Origin of the sequence: uncultured Jatrophihabitans sp. (genome assembly GCF_964251945.1) — a bacterium.
GTDB lineage: Bacteria > Actinomycetota > Actinomycetes > Mycobacteriales > Jatrophihabitantaceae > Jatrophihabitans.
In genome coordinates, this window is record NZ_CAXULP010000004.1 from 171901 (window position 1) to 189679 (window position 17779).

Consider the following 17779-nt stretch of genomic DNA (forward strand, 5'->3'; position numbering starts at 1 on the left):
TCGATGCGTCCATCAGCAAGCCTCGTCCGCCAGCTGTCCGCGTCACTGCGGATGCTGCTCGTCTTCACCGTCGCGCTAGGCATCGGCTATCCCTTGATCGTCACGGCGATCTCGCAGATCCCCGGCCTGCAGCACCGTGCGGACGGCTCGATCATCACCAGCAAGGGCAAGCCGGTCGGCTCCGCGTTGCTCGGACAGGCCTTCACCGACGCCAAGGGCAACCCGCTCGTGCAGTACATGCAGTCGCGGCCGTCCGCCGACGATTACGACCCGACGGCGAGCGGCGCGAGCAACCTCGGCCCGGAGTCGGTCGTCGACACCTTGCCCAACCCGAAGGACAAGACCGACACCGGCTCGCAGAGCCTGCTCACCCAGGTTTGCGCGCGCAGCCTCGCGGTCGGCACGCTGGAGAAGGTCGACGGCTCGCGCGCCTATTGCACGCCGAGCGGCGTCGGCGCCGTGCTGGCAGTCTTCTACTCCGGCCCCGGCTACGCCGGCCACGTCATCCGCGCCGTCAGCGTCAACGAGGCCTGCCCGGCGAAGCCGTTCATCAGCACCTACAAGGGTGTGTCGGTCGGCTGCGCGAAATACGGCGACGACTACAGCAGCGGAAAGGTCGTCCCGGTGCGCGGCAACGCGCCGGCGAACCCGGCGGTGCCGGCCGACGCGGTGACCGCGAGCGGCTCGTCGCTCGACCCGTCGATCAGCGTCGCCTACGCGAAGCTGCAGGAACCGCGGCTGGCCGCGGCGCGCGGCATCTCGGTGGCGCAGGTGAAAGCCGTCGTGGACGACAACTCGACCGGCCGCGACCTCGGCTTCATCGGTGAGCCGGTGGTCAACGTGCTGAAGGTGAACCTCGCCCTCGACAAGCTTTACCCGTACCGAAAGTGAGCCGCTGACCCGCTGATCCTCGCCGATGGCGGACACTGGTACGCCAGGGAAGGGGACGCCAGGAAGGGAGGCGAGGGTATGGCCCGCGGCACGCTGCGCATCTACCTCGGCTCCGCGCCGGGCGTCGGCAAGACCGTCGCCATGCTCGACGAGGGCAAGCGGCGTCTCGAACGCGGCACCGGCGTCGTGGTGGCCCTCGCCGAGACGCACGGGCGGGCGCACACCAGCGCGTGTCTTGACGGGCTGCCCATCGTGCCGCGCAAGAAGGTCAGCTACCGCGGTCGGGAGTTCGAGGAGCTGGATCTCGACGCCGTGCTCGCCCGGGCGCCTGCGGTGGCGCTGGTGGACGAGCTGGCGCACACCAACATCCCCGGCTCCGGCCCGAACGCCCAGCGCTGGCAGGACATCGAGGCGCTACTCGACGCCGGCATCGATGTGATCAGCACGCTGAACATCCAACACGTCGAGTCGCTCAACGACGTCGTCGAGGCGATCACCGGCGTGCCGCAGCGCGAGACCGTGCCAGACGCGATCGTGCGAGCTGCGGAACAGGTCGAGCTGGTCGACATGGCACCGGAGGCGCTGCGCCGCCGCATGGCACACGGCAACATCTACCCCGCCGAACGAGTCGACGCCGCGCTCGGCAACTACTTCCGCGTCGGCAACCTCACGGCGCTGCGGGAGCTCGCGCTGCTGTGGCTGGCCGACTCCGTCGAAGAGGGGCTGCAGCGCTACCGCGTCGAGCACGGCATCACCGGCACCTGGGAGACGAAAGAGCGCATCGTGGTCGCGCTCACCGGCGGGCCGGAGGGCGACACGCTGATCCGGCGCGCGGCGCGGATCGCCGCGCGCACCGCCGGCGGCGAGCTGCTCGCCGTGCACGTCGCGCGCAGCGACGGGCTCTCCGGCCCGGGCGTCGCGGCGCTCACCAGCCAGCGGCTGCTGGTCGAGTCCCTCGGCGGCAGCTACCACTCGGTGGTCGGCGACGGCATCGCTCCGACCCTGCTCGATTTCGCCCGACGGGTGGACGCGACGCAGATCGTGCTGGGCGCCTCGCGTCGGCCGTGGCTGGTGGCGGCGTTGACCGGGCCCGGCACCGGCGCGACGGTCACCCGGCTGTCCGACCAGATCGACGTCCACCTCGTGACGCACGCCTACTCCGCCTCGTCGCGGCTTCGGCTCCCCCAGCTCAGCGGCGGCCTCACCGCACGGCGCCGGCTCGGCGGCCTGATCGCCGCCGCCGTGCTGTTGCCGGCGCTGACGCTGATCGGGACGGCGCTTCGGCCCGACCTCAGCTTCGCCGCCGACGTGCCGCTGTACCTGCTCGTTGTGGTCGTCTCGAGCCTGATCGGCGGGTTCTATCCCGGCCTGCTCAGCGCGGTGGCGGCCAGCCTGCTGCTCAACTACTACTTCGTCGAGCCGCGGCACACGTTCACGATCAGCGAGCCGTCGAACATCGTCGCCGTGGTGATCTTCCTGCTGATCGCGGTGCTCGTGTCGCAGGTCGTCGACCTCGCCGCGCGCCGGTCGGTGCTGGCGGCCCGCGCCGGCGCCGAGGCCGAGACGCTCACGACCTTCGCCGGCAGCCTGCTTCGCGGGGAGACGGCGCTGCCGGCGTTGCTGGAGCGGGTGCGCGAGACGTTCGCGATGGACGCCGCCGCCCTGCTGCGTAAGGCCGGCGATTCACGCGAGTGGAGCACCGTCGCGTCGGTGGGCGACGCGCCGCCTACGACGCCGTCCGAGGCCGACGCCGCGGAGGCGCTCGGCCACGAGACGCTGGGCAGCGAGGTCGCGCTGGCGCTGCGCGGCCACCCGCTGTCGGCGAGCGACCAGCGGGTGCTCGCCGCGTTCGCCGCGCACGTCGCCGTGGGCTACCGCCAACAACAGCTCGCCGAGGCCGCGCGGGCCGCCGAGCCGCTTGCCGAGTCCGACCGCCAGCGCACCGCGCTGCTCAACGCCGTCAGCCACGACCTGCGCACGCCGATCGCCTCGGCCAAGGCGGCCGTGTCCAGCCTGCGCGCGGTCGAGGTGCCGTGGTCGGACCTCGACCGCCGCGAGTTGCTCCGCACCGCGGAGGACGCGCTGGACCGACTGACCGACCTGGTCACGAACCTGCTCGATCTGTCCCGCCTTCAGGTCGGCGCGCTGCCGGTGGTGCCCGGCGTGGTCGGCGTCGACGATGTCGTGGCGCGCGCGCTCGAGCACGTCGACCCGGACGCGAAGGTGGAAGTCGACGTGCCGGCCGACCTGCCGACGGTGCGCGCGGACGCCGGGCTGCTCGAGCGCGTGATCGCCAATGTCGTGCAGAACGCGCTGCGCTACGCGCCGGACGGCTCGCCGGTGCGGGTCGCCGGCAGCGCGCACCAGGGCAGTGTCGAGCTGCGGGTGATCGATCGCGGCCGCGGCATCGCCGCCGACGATTCCGAGGCGGTGTTCCGGCCGTTCCAGCGCAGGGCCGACGCCTCCGCCGACGGCGCGGGCGTCGGCCTCGGGCTGGCGATCGCCCGCGGCTTCGCCGAGGCCATGGGCGGCGGCGTCAGCGCCGAGCCGACGCCGGGCGGCGGCGCCACCATCGTGATCACGCTCGAGGCGGCGGCCTGATGTCTGCCTCGATCTGCCTACTTGTCCTCGCTTCGTCGGCCTACCGCCCGTCCCAGCGCGGACAACTTGCGGAGGTGGCGGCCTGATGCGGGTGTTGCTGGTCGAGGACGAGAAGCCGCTGCTGCGCGCGCTCGCGATGAACCTCGTCGCGCGCGGCTACGCCGTGACCGAGGCCGACACCGGCACCCGGGCGCTCACCGCGCTGGCCGACGCGCGGCACGACGCGATCGTGCTCGACCTCGGGCTGCCGGACATGTCCGGTGTCGACGTCATCCGCGCGGTGCGCGAGTACGCCTCGACGCCGATCATCGTGCTGTCGGCCCGCAGCGGCAGCGCGGAGAAGGTGCAGGCCCTCGACCTCGGCGCGGACGACTACGTCACCAAACCGTTCAGCATGGACGAGCTGCTCGCTCGGCTGCGGGCGACCGGCCGGCGAGCGGCCTCGGTCGACGAGCCGCTGACCGCGACGGTCGGCACGGTCACGATCGACCTGGCGATGACCACCGCCACCGCGCCCGACGGCACGAAGGTGCACCTGACGCCGACGGAATGGAAGATCCTCGACGTGCTGCTGCGCCGGCCTGGGGCGCTGGTGACGAGCGACGCGCTGCTCACCGCGGTGCGCGGGTCGTCCGAGCACACCGACCCCAGCTATCTGCGCATCTACTTCGCGCAGCTGCGGCGCAAGCTCGAGCCGGAGCCCAGCCGCCCGCGGCACCTCGTCACCGAGCCGGGCATGGGCTACCGCTACCGGCCGTAGGGTCGCTCGCCCGGCTCAGTCCGGGTCGACGTCGATGAGCACCTTGCCGACGGCGCCGCCCGCAACGAGATCACGACCTGGCGAAACATACCGTTGAGCTGGTATACCTATGAAGTGGTCGGGTCGGCTCACGCAGAGCAGTCAGAGCGGCGGCAGCATCTCCTCGGCGTGGTGATGGCGGTTCGCGCGGAGATCGCGGCTGGACGGGCGGCTGACGTTCCAGCGCTGTTCTTCGCCGCGGACGCGGTCGTGGTCGTGCAGGGAGCGCCGCACGTGCCGTTCGTCGGGGTGTTCGTCGGGCTGGAGGAGATCTCGCGGTTTTTCGGCCACTTGGAGACAGCCAAGGCGGAGCTGCTTCAGGTGGACGCCTCGCTCATCGACGGCGACAACGTGGTGACGATCGGCTCCTACCGCTACCTGGTGCCGGCGACGGGCGCTCGGTATCGGGGCGGGTTCGCGCTGCACACGGTGATCCGCGACGGGAAGATCACTCGCTGGGCGATGTATGAAGACTCCTGGGCTGTCGCGCAGGCATTCGACGCGACACCGCACACCGACGGCACGTGACGGCACGCCGAGCGGCGCGGCGGTCTCAGCTGCCGGCGGAGAGGCAATCGCCCGCGGGCTACTCGTGCTTCTTCGATGTCGACGAGACGTTGGTGACGGTCAAGACGATGGCCTCGTTCCTCGAGTTCTACCTGGCCGAGACGTCTGCGCCGAGCACCTCGTTCACTGCGGCTTTGGCGTACGTGACGGCCGCGGGCCAGCACGGGCGAGCCGCGGCGAATCGCGCGTACTACCGGCTGTTCGCCGGAGCCGACGCCGACGAGGTCGCCCGAATTGGAGTCAGGTGGTTTGCGGCCCGCAACGACCAACACCTCTTCAACGCTCCGGTCGTGGACGCCTTGGGTCGGCACTTGGACGACGGCGCTCGGGTGGTGCTCGTGTCGGGGGCATTCAGCGCCATCCTGACGCCTGTCGCTGCCTGGTGCGGCGCGACAGCCGTCCTCTGCAGCGTCCCCGAGATCGACGGCGGCCGGTACACCGGCGGATCCGAGCGAACGATGATCGGCGAGGAAAAAGCCCACGCCGTTCGTAGCGCGGCGGCGGAGACCGGACACAGGCTCGCCGGCTGCTGGGCTTACGGCGACGACCTGACCGACCTGGCGATGCTCGAGGCGGTCGGTCATCCCGTGGTCGTGCAGAGCCCCGTCGAGGTCCACGGCAACGTCGAGTTGGTAGCCCAGGCAAGGCGTCGCGGTTGGCACGTCCTGCCCGCGACGACGTCGCGTTCTCATGACGGTCTTCGCGCCGCCGGAGATACTGGCAGCGCCCCGGCGCCTGCGATCGCGTCCGCACCGGATGGTCAGTAAAGTGTCCACTTCGGCAAGTTCCCCGGGAGGCTGACACCTATGCGCGGCTGCCGTGGCTGACAAGCCTGCCAACGCCGTTCGCCCCCAGAACGGCCGCCCGCAGAGCCCGGCGCTGGCCACCTCACCGTCCGGGCGCGAGTTGCAGCAGCGCGCGGTGCAGACCCGAGAAGCCGTCCTCCTCGCGGCGGCGGACGTCTTCTACCAAGAGGGCTACTCCGCCGCGACCATCGGCGAGATCGCCGCCCGGGCCGAGGTCACCAAAGGCGCGCTCTACTTCCACTACCCCTCGAAGGCGGCGTTGGCCGTCGCCGTGCTCGAGGAACACCACGCCGCCTGGGCACAGGTCATGGCGGAGTCGCGCGAGTGGCAGCAGCTCGCGCTGGACAAGATCGACGCGCTGATCAAGCGGGTCGCCCGCTCCTACGTGCAGAGCGCGATCGCCCGGGCCGGCGTCCGGCTCGGCAACGAGTACCAGGCCATCGACGCCGACCTGCCGGTGCCCTTCGTCGGATGGATCGAGGCCATGACCAATCTGCTGCGGACGGGTCAGCAAGACGGATCCGTCGCGAGAACTCTCGACGCCCCCGCGGCCGCACGGGTGATCGTCGCGTCCTTCTTCGGCGTGCAAGAGGTGTCCGAACGCCTGAACGCCCGTGCCGACTTGGAGCAGCGCGTCGCTGAGTGGTGGTCGATGCTGGCCCCGGCGCTGAGTCGCGGCATCGGCTGACTCCGCTGATTTCCTTGCGGGCAGATCTCGTCTAGTCGAGGTAGACGACGCCGTTGGCCACGACGGCGCCGCCCTGCGTGATCGTCACGGGCGAACGGTCCGCCCGCTCCCCCACCACCCGAGGCGCCGACAGGACGACGTCGTCGCCGAGCTCGACATACCGGGCGAACTCCGCTCGGGCGCCCGCGGTCGGCCGGCCAGTCGCCAACACGGCCGTCTGCTGCATCGCCTCAAGGAGCAGGGTGCCAGGAGCGTGGTCGTAGGGATGGTCGAAATAGAAGGGATTGCTCGGATCCACCAAGAGGAAGGTCTCGACCGCGTGCGGGGACGCAAACGCGGCTGAGCGCCGATCGTCGTCGCCGGTCGACCGTGCGTCCCTCGGCGCGACGGTGACGACGACCTGGCGTTCCAGCTGCCTGGCCACCATCGGCGGCAGCACCGCTGATGGCCGCGACACCGGCGCGAGAGCGGACGACGCCATTCGAGGCGTGCCGCGCAGCCGGCGATACACCACGGGCGACACACACGTCATCCGGCCCAAGCCCGTCCCGACGACCTCGTCTCCCACGACCAGCTCAACTCGAAGAACAAACGCCGCCTGCCGGCCACGGCCCTGGCGCTCCACTGTCGCGACGGCGACCGCGTCGATCACGGCATCGGCGACCGACACCGGCGTTGAACTCCGCCGGAAGCCCAGCTCGTGAGCCAAGAAGACTGCATCGAGCGGCACGCCCATCTCCGTGTGAGACAACATCAAGCCGATCTGTCGCACCGCCTCGATGGCCAAGGTGTCAGCGACGACCTCCTGCGCGCCCCCCGCCGACACGGCGTGCCAGCGCGGGAATTGGACGCCGACGGCGACCCGGCCATCGCCGAGCGTTCGGGCGTCCGTCAGGAGCACCTCGTGCACGGAGCTGCGGTGAACCAGCGCGCGGGAGACGCTCCGATCCCAGGACAGCAATCCGTACAGGGCCTCGTAACCAACGATCGGCCGGGCACCGTCATTTACTTGATCAACACGGAGCATCTCAGGTCGCCTTTCCGCGGAATCCGCAGCGGCGTAGGCAAGTCCCGACTCCCGTCCCGACCTCTCCAGACCAGCCTGAAGAGTCGCCGGAGACAGCGCCGACGAGTCGAGGAGAACATACCGTTACATCGGGATTATTTCTCAAGAGCGTGGAAGTGGATCCGACGCCGGGTGACCGATACACAGAAGATACCTAACTAACGGTATTTACGGAAGGCGTCCGGCACGCCGAGACGGCCAAATCCCAACTGGACGCTGACACCCGCGGTGGCCTTCGATCGTTGACAGCGGTGAGGTGTCGGCGGCGGTCGCGGGCGGTCTTCGTCGACAGCCTCGCCGCTGACTTGATCGAAGCCGGACCAGCGCTTACGTTTGCCGCGTCCGCCGCCGCCTCACCCCTCGTGAGCCACCATGCGCGCTACCGCACCCCCGTCCTCCGCACCCCCGCCCCCCACCCCTCTGGCTGCCGGCGATCCGTCAGCCGTCGCCGCGCAGTCGCCGTCTCGCCGTTCGTTCCTGCGGGTCGGCGCAGCCGCCGGCGCCGGCACGGTGGTAGGCGTCGGCCTGTTGAGCCACGCCGCGGCCGCCGACGCGAGCACCGGCGCGCAAACCGTCCAGACGACGCAGGTGGTCGTCGTCGACACCGTCGCGGATCTGCCGGCCGGCACGCCCGCGGGAACGCTGGTTGTGGTCAGGTCGTGACCGTCGTCGTCGGCGCGCCGTACGCGGCCGCAGGCACTGTCGTCACCCACAGCGTCGCGGTTCCCGCAGGCGTCACGCCGGACATGACCGGGGTGCTCGTGTTCAACACGTGCACCAACGAGCCGGTGACATTGACCAGCGCCACCGCGGCCGGCGCGTCACCGGTCGTCACCAAGCTCGACGCGCGGGCGGCCAACAACTCCTACATCGGGCTCTTCACGATGACCGGCCTCACCGCCGGCCAGACGATCACGCTGACGCTGTCGACCCGCTCGCAGATCTTCCTGCACCACATTTACCAGGACGAGTACACCGTCTCGGCCGCGCGGATGGGCGTCGCGATCCGCAGCGGATCGAGCACCGTCAGCCACAGCGGATCGGTGACGCCGACGGCCGGCGCGACGGTGCTTCTCGTGGCAGTCGAACGCACCCTGACCGACGGCACGGCCGTGACGGCGCTCTCGAGCTCCGGCGGCGAGGCGGTCCGCAAGATCGCGTTCGCCGAGGACGTCAACAATCCCGACGGCTCGGTGCTGTTCGCCTCGTTCACAGCCTCGAGCGGCACGGCGCGAACGGCGTCGGTCACCTACAACCTGGGCTCGGGCAACGGTTACGCAGCCCTCCTCGCGACGACCCCGAAGACGTCCACCCCGCCCGTCACCCCGCCGCCCGGCGGCGCGCAGATCACCTTCACGACCAACGCCAATGCGGTGGTGAGCGGGCGCGCCTACATCGTCGGCGCGAGCGGCGCGTTGACGGCGCCGGCGGAGGTCCGCGCCGTGCCGCACGGCTACGCCTCGGTGACCGCCATGCTCGCGGCCAAGCCCTTCTACGTCGCGCACCGCGGGGGCTCGCTCGACTGGCCGGAGATGAGCCTGTACGCCTACACCCAGTCGGCAAACTGGGGCGTCGGCGCCGTCGAGGTCAGCCTGGACCGGACGAGCGACGGAGTCTGGTTCGGGCTGCACGACTCGACCCTCGACCGCACGTCGGGCACTTCTGGGTACACCGCCGCGCAGCACACCTGGGCGGAGATCTCGAAATACACGATCACCGCCGCAGCAACGAAGACGCCGTCCCAGCCGCGCCGTCCGTACATGCGGTGGGAGGAGCTCATCGCGGCCTACTACGGCACGCATGTGATCTTCATCGACCCGAAGTACGCCGTGTCGCACGCCAGCGAGTTGCTTGCGATGATGGACGCGCTGCCCGGCACGCCGACCGCGTCGCTCGTCGCGAAGTACTACGGCGTCACGACCGGCTGGCCGCAGTCCGCGCGCGCCCACGGCTACAAGACGTGGGGCTACTTCTATCAGGCGGACGTGCCGAACCTCGCCAAATACGCCGGCTACTGGGACATCCTCGGGATGGACTACACCGCCGACGCCGCGTCCTGGACGGCGATCATGAAGTACGGCAAGCCGGTGATCGGGCACATCCTGCCCAGTCGCTCCGCGATGAACACCGCGGTGAGCCGCGGGGCGGTGGGCGGGATGGTCTCCGGAGTGAAAGAGACGATTACCCGCTCGGCCTGACGGCGCCGCCGGCTGTGTTCGGCTGCCTACGATCAGCGGATGGCTGCGCGCGCGGGCATCGTCGTCACCGGCACCGAGGTGCTCACCGGCCGCGTCGCCGACCGCAACGGGCCCTGGCTGGCCGAGCAGCTGCGGCGGGCCGGCGTGGACGTCGGGCAGGTGATCGTCGTCGGCGACCGGCCCGCGGACCTCGAGGGCGCGCTGCGGTACCTGCGCGGCGCCGGCCCGGACCTGATCATCACCACCGGCGGCCTCGGCCCGACCGCGGACGACCTGACGGCGGAGATCGTCGCCGCCGTGCAGGGCCGGCCGGCGGCGCTCGACGTCGAGTTGGAGCGGCACATCGCCGACATCGTCGAGCGGCTCAGCGCCGGGCGCGGCTGGCGGCTCGACCCCGAGTCGACCGCCGCGGCCACCCGCAAGCAGGCCCTCGTGCCGGCAGGCGCCGGCGTGCTCGCCCCGGTAGGCACCGCGCCCGGGCTGGTCGTCCCGCCCGCCGACGGCGCCGGCGGGCCGCCCGTCGTGGTATTGCCTGGGCCCCCGCGCGAGCTGCAGGGCATGTGGTCGGCGGCGCTCGCCCACCCGGTCGTCGCCGCCGCGCTCGCCGGGCGCGCCGAGCTGCGCCAGCAGACGCTGCGGCTGTGGGGCACGCCCGAGTCGGAGCTCGCCGCCGTGCTGCGCGAACACGACTCCCAGCTCGACGGCCTGGAGATCACGACGTGCCTGCGTGAGGGCGAGCTGGAGATCGTCTCCCGCTACCAGCCGGCCGCCGAGCCCGCGTACGCGGCGCTCGTGCAGGCGATTTCGACTGCGTTCGCCGACACGTTGTTCTCCCCCGACGGCCGGACGGTCGACGAGGTCGTCGCCGACGCGCTGCTCGAGCGCGGGCTGACCATCGCGACCGCCGAGTCCTGCACCGCCGGACTGCTCGCCGGCCGCCTCACCGACCTCGCCGGGTCCTCGGCCTACGTGCTGGGCGGGCTGGTCACCTACTCCAACGCGGCTAAGCAAGATCTCGCCGGCGTCGACGCCGAGCTGATCGAGCGGCTCGGGGCGGTCAGCGCCGAGGTGGCGGTCGCGATGGCCGACGGCGCCCGGGCGCGAGTCGGCGCGGACGTCGGCGTGGGGATCACCGGAATCGCGGGCCCGGGCGGCGGCACGCCGGACAAACCGGTCGGCCTGGTGCACCTGTGCGCGAGCGGGCTGGGCCGTCGCGTCGAGCGCCGCGTCGTGCTGGCCGGCTCGCGGTCGGACGTCCGGCAGCGCACCGTCGCGGTGGCGATGCACCTGGTGCGCGAGCTGCTGGGCCCGTGATCGGCGTCGGCGTTCGGGGCGCCGCCGGTGGATGATCGCCAGCGGCACTGGCGGTTACGCTTTCCCAAGTCGCAGGTGGGCGGCGGAGCTTTGCGCACAAGAGGGGCTGACAGCGATGAGCACCACAGCGGACAGCACGCCGGACACGAACGGCCAAGTGGCCGAGCCGCTCGTCCACGAACTGGACGGCCGGCTGGACCGCGCGGTGCAGCGCTCGCTGCCGGAGGCGGAGCTGACCTGGACCGCGCTCGGGCATCTCGCCCGGGCGCTGCGCGCCGAGGGCGCCGACGTGCACGCCACGCTCGAGCGCATCGTGTCGCATGCGACGGAAGCGATCGAGCCCGCGACGTGGGTCGGCATCGCGCTGCTCGAACGCAACCGCTTCACCCCGCAAGCGGTGAGCGGCCGGCCGCCGCACGACCTGGACGTGTACCAGGGCCAGATGAAGGCCGGGCCGTGCTTCGACGTCGCCCGCACCCAGAAGGCGGCGATCATTGAGGACACCGCGGCCTCGCAGCGCTGGCCGGACTTCTGCGCGCGCGCCGTGCAACAGCAGGTGCGCAGCATGCTGTGCGTGCCGCTGTGGGTGGACGAGCGACGCCTCGGGACGCTGAGCCTGTTCTCCGCCGAGCCGAGCGTGTTCGCCCCGCGGCACTTGCTGATCACTGAGCTCTACTCCACGCTCGCCGCGCTGGCGCTGGCCGACGCGCAGCGCGTCGCCAATCTGCACGCCGCGTTGGAGTCCCGCGACCTGCTCGGCCAGGCCAAGGGCATCCTCATCGAACGCGAGCGGCTGACGCCGGACGCCGCGTTCGCCCGCCTCGCCGCCGCGTCGCAGGCGGCGAACCGGAAGGTCACCGCCGTCGCGCAACACCTGGTCGAGACCGGCGAACTGCTCGGCAAGCGGCCTGGCGGCTGAGACCCGACCCAGCGTCACCCGCCCGGCATCACCTGTTCGCGGACGAGTCCTGCGAATCGAGTCCGGCGAGGGCGCCGTCGCGATAGATGCGACGCAGCAGCGCCGCCTGAAACGCGTGCCGGGCGCCGCCGGTCACCCGCTCCCGGGCCAGCGCCGCGTGCGCGGCGTTCGCTCCGGGCGCGCCGTGCACCCCGCCGCCGGGATGCGCCGACGAGCCGGCGAGATACAGCCGGTCCACCGGCGTCACGGCGTTGCCGAGCCCCGGCACTGGCCGAAAGACGAGCTGCTGGTGCAGCTGCGCCGTGCCCCCGTTGATCGCGCCGTCGACCAGGTTGGCGTCGCGCCGCTGCAGGTCGGCCGGCGCCTGGACGTGCCGGGCCAGCACCGCGGCGCGGAACCCGGGCGCGTGCGCCTCGACAACCGCCTCCACCTTCTCGACGTGCCGGGCGATGTCGTCGGCGGTGAAGTCCACGCCGCGGGGCAGATGCGTGTAGGCCCACGCGGATTCGGTGCCGGCCGGCGAGCGCGTCGGATCGGCCGTCGTCATCTGCCCGAACAACACGAACGGCGCGCGTGGTATGCGCCGGGTCGACAGGTCGGCCGCGTAGTCGGTGAGGCCGTCCATGTCGACGCCGAGGTGCACGGTGCCGGCCTTGCGGGCGTCCGGGTCGGTCCACGGCACCGGGGCGCCCACCGCCCAGTCGATCTTCACGGTGGGGGCGTCCCACTGGAAGTGGCGTAGGTCGGCGACGAATCGGCGCGGCAGATCGTCGATGCCGACGAGCTTGTCGAACAGGGCCGGCGCGGCGACGTCGGCCAGGACAGCGCGGCGTGCGTCTATCCGCTCGCCCGACTGCAGCACCACCGCGCGAGCCGCGCCGCTGGACACCACGATCTTGTCCACCCGCGCGGACAGCCGCAGCTGGCCACCCTTGGCCTCGAGCCGCCGGACCAAGCCCTTGATCAGCACGTCGGCGCCGCCCACCGGCACCGGGAAGCCATAACTGTGCCCGAGCATGGCCAGCAGCCAGCCGTACAGCGCGCTCCCGGCGCCGTCGGGCGGCAGGTCCGCGTGCAGGGCGTTGCCGGCGAACAGGATCGGCCCGCCCGGGCCGGCGAAATTCTCCTCGCCGAAGCGACGCACTGGCTGGGCGGCCATCCGGGCCAGCCGCAGCAGTTCGTCCACGCCGAGGCGACGCAGCAGCCGACCGACCGCGGCCACCGGCGGGAACGGGCTCAGCAGCGCCTGCACGACGGCGTCGCCGATGCGGTCCCACTGCGCGGTGATCCGCAGCCACGCCTCGCCGTCTGCCGCGCCGAACTTCGCCAGCGACGCGGCCGTCTGCGCCGGGTCCTGCCAGAGGGTCGCCGACCGGCCGTCGGGCAGCAGGTGGGCGAGCACGGCGGGCGCCCGCGCCCAGCTCACCCCGTAGGAACCGAGGTCGAGCGCGTTCAGCACGGGCGACGCGACAGCCAGCGGATAGAAGGCGCTGAACAGGTCGGTGCGAAACCCTGGCGCGGTCACCTCGGCGCTCGCGACGGCGCCGCCGGGCGTGTCCGCGGCTTCGCAGACGACGACGTCCCAGCCTGCGTCGGCGAGCAGGTTCGCCGCGACCAGCCCGTTGTGGCCGGCGCCGACGACGACCGCGTCAACCGTCATGCTTGCTCCCTGCCGACGCTTCGCCCCGGACGGCGTGTTGAGAATTCCAGTGATTGGGCAGGCCAACCGTAGACGAGCAAACTCGTCGACAAATGAGCAGGACCGACTACAGACCAGGGACGACGATGGCAAGCGGACTCCGAGGGCAACGACTTGCAGTTCAACGCGCCGCCGGCCTGAGGAGCTTGACATGACCAGCGTTTCCCGCACCTTCACCGTCTCCGCCGCGCCGGCGACCGTCCTCGACTACCTGGCCGACTTCACGAACGCCGAGGAGTGGGATCCGGGCACGCAGAAATGCACGCGCAACGACGCCGGCCCGGTCGTCGTCGGCGCGAGTTGGCACAACGTCTCGAAGATCATGGGCACCACGACAGAGCTCGAGTACACGCTCAAGACGCGGACGGACGAGCAGATCGTGCTCGTCGGTCGCAACAAGTCGGCCACCTCGATCGACTCGATCACCGTGCGAGCGGCCGACGGCGGCAGCGAGATCACCTATCACGTGGACCTCGAGATGCACGGCGCCGCCAAGCTGGCCACGCCCGCGATGAAGCTGGTGTTCGAGAAGCTCGCGAATGACACCGAGAAGCAGATGACCGAGGTGCTGAACCGCCTGCCAGCTTGAGCGTTGCCCGATATGCGCGGTTCGAACCGTGGATCGGCTGTGTGTGGTGAAAACCGCCCCGCGGTTGGGCATCTCTAGTCGCGCGGGGACGTTGTTCGCGATATCGGCTGGGCCGGCATCGCAGGGGTTTGACCACTACGGAGGACGATCGACGTGACCGCAACACTGGACTTCGCAACTCGCAATGACCTGCTGCTCGAGCGCCTCGCCGCGCTGCAGGAAGAGCGCGCCCAGGTGCAACGCGAAATCGCGCCACAGGGCAAGGGCGACGAGGCCGATCGGGCGACGAACGTCGACGGCCACGTCCGGTTGGCAATGCTCGATCAGCGCGTCGCCGCGGTCGAGGCGGAAATCGCCCAGGCCTCGACGCGCAGGCGCACCGCCGACTCCGGAGTCGTCGAGGTCGGGGCGGTCGTCACCGTGGACTTCGGCGACGGGCCGGAGGACTTTCTGCTCGGCTCGGTCGAGCAGGCCGCCGTCGGGCTCGACGTGATCACGCCAGGCAGCCCGCTGGGCAGGGCGCTGCTCGGCAGCCGGGCGGGCGACACCGTCAGCTACTCGGCATCCCGCCGCACCCTGAGCGCGCGGGTCGTCGCCGCCGTCTGAGCCGGCCCGACCGATCTCGTCCTGGCGTCAAGTTCACGTCCGGACGTCACGTTCACGACGCACGCGTCAGGACAGCGACTCGTCGAGCTCGCCAAGCGAGGCGATCAAGTCGCTATTCGCCGAATAGTCGACTGGGCAGGCGATCACCGACACCGTGTCCGCGGCGAGCGCGGCGCGTAGCGTCGGCAGCAACTCGTCAGCCGCGGTGAGCCGATAGCCGCTCGCGCCGAAGCTCTCGGCGTACTTCACGAAGTCCGGGTTGCCGAACCGGGTGTCGACGTTGTGCCCGATCTCGAGGTCCATTTTCCAGCTGATCAGGCCGTAGGCGTCGTCGACCCAGATCAAGATCACCATAGGCGTGCCCAGGCGCATCGCCGTCTCGATCTCCTGCGAGTTCATCAGGAACGAGCCGTCGCCGGTCGACACCAGCACCTTCGCCTCGGGCCGGGCGATCTTGGCGGCGATCGCGCCCGGCAACGTCCACGCCATCGTCGACAGGCCGTTCGAGATCAGGCAGGTGTTCGGCTCGTACGTCGGGTACAGCCGCGCCATCCACATCTTCAGCGCCCCGGTGTCCACCAGCACGATGTCGTCGCGGCCGAGCGCGGCCCGGGTGTCCGCCACGATCCGCGCCGGCGCGAGCGGAAACCGGTCGTCGGCGGCGCCGCGGGCGAGTTCGGCGGACAGCAGCTCGCGGATCCGCTCAGGGCCGCGCTCGGTCCAGCGGCCCTCGCCGACGGCGTCGGCCAGCGCGTCCAGACTGCGGCTGATGTCGGCGGTGATGCCGACTGACACGTCATAGTGCGCGTCGACCTCAGCCGGGAACCGGTGCATGTGGATGATCTTCGTGTCGCCGCTCGGGTTGACCCGCACCGGATCGAACTCCTGCAGCTCGTAGCCGACGGCGACGATCACGTCGGCCCGGTCGAAGCCGAAGTTGACGTAGTCGTGCCGCATGAAGCCGACGGCGCCCAGCGCGAGCTTGTGGTCGTCGGGGAAGACGCCCTTGCCATGGAAGGTCGTCGCGACCGGAATGCGCAAACGTTCCGCGAAGCGCAGCAGCGCCGCGCTGGCCTCCGAGCGCACCGCGCCGTGCCCGGCGAGCACGATCGGGTTGCGCGCGGCTCGCAGGATCTCGACGGCTCGCTCGAGCTGCGCCTGGGCCGGGTCGTCCGCGCGTGGAACGTTCACCCGCAACGGCGTCAGGTCGTCGGGCACCATCGCTTCCTCGACGTCCTCGGGCACCGCGAGATACACCGCGCCGGGCCGCTCGGTCTGCGCGAGCTTGAAGGCCTTGCGCACCATCTCGGGCACCGCGCCGGGAGTCGCGACGAGCTCGGACCACTTGGTCACCGGGGCGAACATCGACACCAGGTCGACGCTCTGGTGCGACTCCTTGTAGTTGCGGAAGTTGCCGACCTGAGCGGACAGCGCGACGACCGGCGTCGAGTTCGTGGTGGCGTCGGCCACGCCGAGCAGCAGATTGATCGCGCCGGGGCCGAGGGTGGCCGAGCAGACGCCGGCCTTGCCGGTGAGCCGGCCGTAGGTCTCGGCCATGAACGACGCGCCCTGCTCGTGGCGGGTGAGCACGTACTCGATCGACGACGCGGCGAGGGCCTCGACCAGGCGGATGTTCTCCTCGCCGGGGATGCCGAAGACGTGCGTGACACCCTCGTTCTCCAGGCTCTCCACGATCAGCTCTGCCGCCGTGCGCTTGCCGTCCGATGGGTTCGTCGATGCCTTCGTCATGGTGTGGTTGAGCGTAATGGCGAGACGCGAGCGGACGGGCCCGGTCAGGCCCCGGCAGCCTCGCTCGGCACCGCTAGAGCCGCGATCTCGCGCAACACCTGGCGACGATCCCACCTCTTGTCTGGACCTGTGCCACGGCCGCAACACAGGTCGCGAACAGGGGGGTGGGCAAGAAGCGACCGCGAGCGGACCCCGCCTTTTCGGCCGGGTCAGGCCGCGGGTCAGGCGGCGAGACAGGCGTCGAGGATGCGTTCGCGGGTGAGGTCGACCGCGGCGGACACGGACGAGGTTCGGTCGAGAAAACTCAGGAAAACGTCGAGCACGATCCGGACCGGGATGTCGGGGAAGTCGGTGGTCAGCCGATTGAAAGCGTGGTCGCGCAGCGTGATCGACTCATGAATCGTCGAGTGCATGAAGGGCTCCTGCGGGGGTTAGGTGCCTGGGTGATTCGAATGTCCCAACCGCTGGTGCGCGACGTCCGGCTGATGCCCCCGCATCGGGCGCCGCGCGCGATCTGGACGTTCGGGACTTACCCGCGAGCACAGCCCGCAGTCAGGACCAAGGTCCTCTTCTGGGCTGGAGTGGCGCGGAACCTCACCATCAGCACCCGGTCAGCCCCGTTTTATCAAGGGATTTCGCATGTGTGACGAGAATTAAGTTTCCTCGTCAAGTGAGTTTTATGTGAGGTGATAACTGCATTTGGTCAGGTAGCCGCCGCGTCGCGTCGCGGAACGCTAGAAAGGGCGCATGACGCAAACGACTCCGCGCGCGGCCGGCAGCTGGCTGTCTCGGGAGGACCTAGACGCGGCCCGCGAACGGCTGCCCATCGTCTACGTCGACGCGATCCCGGTTCGCGTCGACGCGCACGGGGTCGTCACCGAGGTCGGTCTGCTGCTGCGGGCCGCTGGCAACGGCGGCCTGAGCCGGGCGTTGGTGTCCGGCCGGGTGCTCTACCACGAGCGGGTCCGCGCGGCGCTGCTGCGCCATCTGGAGAAGGACCTCGGCCCGCTGGCGCTCCCACGAGTGCCGGTGTCGCCGCAGCCGTTCACAGTGGCGGAGTACTTCCCGACACCGGGCGTCACGCCGTTCCACGACCCGCGCCAGCATGCCATCTCCCTCGCCTACGTGGTGCCGGTCGAGGGGGACTGCGACCCGCAGCAGGACGCCCTCGAGCTGAGCTGGTTCACGCCGGCTGAGGCGACGACCGAGACCGTGCTCGCCGAGATGAGCGGCGGCCAGGACGTGCTGCTGCAACAGGGCCTGCGCTACCTGGGGTTCTGACCCTGC

At 70.8% G+C, this 17779-nt stretch carries 17 protein-coding genes; 13 read left to right on the forward strand and 4 right to left on the reverse strand.

The window, feature by feature from the left end:
• Positions 1–3: 3 nt before the first annotated feature.
• The 6 genes from ACFFBG_RS10800 (at position 4) to ACFFBG_RS10825 (ending at position 6352) form a co-directional block, all read left to right on the forward strand.
• On the forward strand, positions 4–891 hold the full coding sequence (locus ACFFBG_RS10800; protein ID WP_375478481.1) for a potassium-transporting ATPase subunit C: 888 nt from the start codon (positions 4–6) through the stop codon (positions 889–891).
• Between the two features lie 78 nt (positions 892–969).
• The gene (locus ACFFBG_RS10805) at positions 970–3492 is read left to right on the forward strand and encodes a DUF4118 domain-containing protein (protein ID WP_375478483.1); all 2523 of its coding nucleotides are present in this window, start codon (positions 970–972) and stop codon (positions 3490–3492) included.
• An 82-nt stretch (positions 3493–3574) separates the two neighbouring features.
• Positions 3575–4252 carry a response regulator gene (locus tag ACFFBG_RS10810; RefSeq protein WP_375478726.1) on the forward strand — a complete coding sequence of 226 codons (678 nt, stop codon included), beginning with the start codon at positions 3575–3577 and terminating at the stop codon, positions 4250–4252.
• 174 nt (positions 4253–4426) lie between these two features.
• Positions 4427–4819 carry a nuclear transport factor 2 family protein gene (locus ACFFBG_RS10815; RefSeq protein ID WP_375478728.1) on the forward strand — a complete coding sequence of 131 codons (393 nt, stop codon included), beginning with the start codon at positions 4427–4429 and terminating at the stop codon, positions 4817–4819.
• Positions 4816–5625, forward strand: a complete 810-nt coding sequence (locus ACFFBG_RS10820) for an HAD family hydrolase (protein ID WP_375478485.1) — start codon at positions 4816–4818, stop codon at positions 5623–5625. Before ACFFBG_RS10815 ends, ACFFBG_RS10820 begins: the two co-directional genes overlap by 4 nt.
• 52 nt (positions 5626–5677) lie before the next feature.
• Positions 5678–6352, forward strand: a complete 675-nt coding sequence (locus ACFFBG_RS10825) for a ScbR family autoregulator-binding transcription factor (RefSeq protein ID WP_375478487.1) — start codon at positions 5678–5680, stop codon at positions 6350–6352.
• A gap of 31 nt (positions 6353–6383) precedes the next feature.
• On the opposite strand, the gene ACFFBG_RS10830 is transcribed toward ACFFBG_RS10825, so the two are convergent.
• Positions 6384–7379 carry an AfsA-related hotdog domain-containing protein gene (locus tag ACFFBG_RS10830; protein WP_375478489.1) on the reverse strand — a complete coding sequence of 332 codons (996 nt, stop codon included), beginning with the start codon at positions 7377–7379 and terminating at the stop codon, positions 6384–6386.
• A 411-nt stretch (positions 7380–7790) separates the two neighbouring features.
• On the opposite strand from ACFFBG_RS10830, the gene ACFFBG_RS10835 reads away from it, so the two are divergent.
• The 4 genes from ACFFBG_RS10835 (at position 7791) to ACFFBG_RS10850 (ending at position 11849) form a co-directional block, all read left to right on the forward strand.
• Entirely contained in the window at positions 7791–8081 is a 291-nt protein-coding gene (locus ACFFBG_RS10835) for a twin-arginine translocation signal domain-containing protein (RefSeq protein ID WP_375478491.1), read from the forward strand.
• Positions 8078–9616: a glycerophosphodiester phosphodiesterase gene (locus ACFFBG_RS10840; RefSeq protein ID WP_375478493.1), complete on the forward strand. Its 1539-nt coding sequence runs from the start codon at positions 8078–8080 to the stop codon at positions 9614–9616. Before ACFFBG_RS10835 ends, ACFFBG_RS10840 begins: the two co-directional genes overlap by 4 nt.
• 39 nt (positions 9617–9655) lie before the next feature.
• Positions 9656–10930: a competence/damage-inducible protein A gene (locus ACFFBG_RS10845; RefSeq protein ID WP_375478495.1), complete on the forward strand. Its 1275-nt coding sequence runs from the start codon at positions 9656–9658 to the stop codon at positions 10928–10930.
• 115 nt (positions 10931–11045) lie between these two features.
• Positions 11046–11849, forward strand: coding sequence for a GAF and ANTAR domain-containing protein (locus tag ACFFBG_RS10850; RefSeq protein ID WP_375478497.1), 804 nt, complete (start codon positions 11046–11048; stop codon positions 11847–11849).
• Between the two features lie 28 nt (positions 11850–11877).
• Here ACFFBG_RS10850 and ACFFBG_RS10855 read toward each other — a convergent pair whose 3' ends face one another.
• Positions 11878–13509, reverse strand: coding sequence for a phytoene desaturase family protein (locus ACFFBG_RS10855; protein WP_375478499.1), 1632 nt, complete (start codon positions 13507–13509; stop codon positions 11878–11880).
• Between the two features lie 190 nt (positions 13510–13699).
• Between ACFFBG_RS10855 and ACFFBG_RS10860 the strand changes: the two genes are divergently transcribed.
• Both ACFFBG_RS10860 and ACFFBG_RS10865 read left to right on the forward strand, forming a co-directional pair.
• Complete coding sequence (locus ACFFBG_RS10860; RefSeq protein ID WP_375478501.1) at positions 13700–14137, forward strand: SRPBCC family protein; 438 nt, start codon at positions 13700–13702, stop codon at positions 14135–14137.
• Between the two features lie 153 nt (positions 14138–14290).
• On the forward strand, positions 14291–14743 hold the full coding sequence (locus tag ACFFBG_RS10865) for a GreA/GreB family elongation factor (protein ID WP_375478503.1): 453 nt from the start codon (positions 14291–14293) through the stop codon (positions 14741–14743).
• Between the two features lie 66 nt (positions 14744–14809).
• Here the strand turns inward: ACFFBG_RS10865 and ACFFBG_RS10870 are convergent, their stop codons facing one another.
• Positions 14810–16492 (reverse strand): acetolactate synthase large subunit, encoded by a 1683-nt coding sequence (locus ACFFBG_RS10870; protein WP_375478505.1) that lies wholly within the window; start codon positions 16490–16492, stop codon positions 14810–14812.
• 221 nt (positions 16493–16713) lie between these two features.
• Positions 16714–16905: a hypothetical protein gene (locus ACFFBG_RS10875; protein WP_375478507.1), complete on the reverse strand. Its 192-nt coding sequence runs from the start codon at positions 16903–16905 to the stop codon at positions 16714–16716.
• 334 nt (positions 16906–17239) lie between these two features.
• Between ACFFBG_RS10875 and ACFFBG_RS10880 the strand changes: the two genes are divergently transcribed.
• Entirely contained in the window at positions 17240–17773 is a 534-nt protein-coding gene (locus ACFFBG_RS10880; protein ID WP_375478509.1) for an NUDIX hydrolase family protein, read from the forward strand.
• Positions 17774–17779: the final 6 nt, after the last annotated feature.

Bases quoted from the DNA above. Each gene is read 5' to 3' on its own strand.
- ACFFBG_RS10850 (WP_375478497.1), top strand. From the start codon at position 11,046: ATGAGCACCACAGCGGACAGCACGCCGGACACGAACGGCCAAGTGGCC.
- ACFFBG_RS10860 (WP_375478501.1), top strand. From the start codon at position 13,700: ATGACCAGCGTTTCCCGCACCTTCACCGTCTCCGCCGCGCCGGCGACC.
- ACFFBG_RS10815 (WP_375478728.1), top strand. From the start codon at position 4,427: ATGGCGGTTCGCGCGGAGATCGCGGCTGGACGGGCGGCTGACGTTCCA.
- ACFFBG_RS10870 (WP_375478505.1), bottom strand. From the start codon at position 16,492: ATGACGAAGGCATCGACGAACCCATCGGACGGCAAGCGCACGGCGGCA.
- ACFFBG_RS10830 (WP_375478489.1), bottom strand. From the start codon at position 7,379: ATGCTCCGTGTTGATCAAGTAAATGACGGTGCCCGGCCGATCGTTGGT.
- ACFFBG_RS10875 (WP_375478507.1), bottom strand. From the start codon at position 16,905: ATGCACTCGACGATTCATGAGTCGATCACGCTGCGCGACCACGCTTTC.
- ACFFBG_RS10845 (WP_375478495.1), top strand. From the start codon at position 9,656: ATGGCTGCGCGCGCGGGCATCGTCGTCACCGGCACCGAGGTGCTCACC.
- ACFFBG_RS10805 (WP_375478483.1), top strand. From the start codon at position 970: ATGGCCCGCGGCACGCTGCGCATCTACCTCGGCTCCGCGCCGGGCGTC.
- ACFFBG_RS10800 (WP_375478481.1), top strand. From the start codon at position 4: ATGCGTCCATCAGCAAGCCTCGTCCGCCAGCTGTCCGCGTCACTGCGG.
- ACFFBG_RS10880 (WP_375478509.1), top strand. From the start codon at position 17,240: ATGACGCAAACGACTCCGCGCGCGGCCGGCAGCTGGCTGTCTCGGGAG.
- ACFFBG_RS10855 (WP_375478499.1), bottom strand. From the start codon at position 13,509: ATGACGGTTGACGCGGTCGTCGTCGGCGCCGGCCACAACGGGCTGGTC.
- ACFFBG_RS10835 (WP_375478491.1), top strand. From the start codon at position 7,791: ATGCGCGCTACCGCACCCCCGTCCTCCGCACCCCCGCCCCCCACCCCT.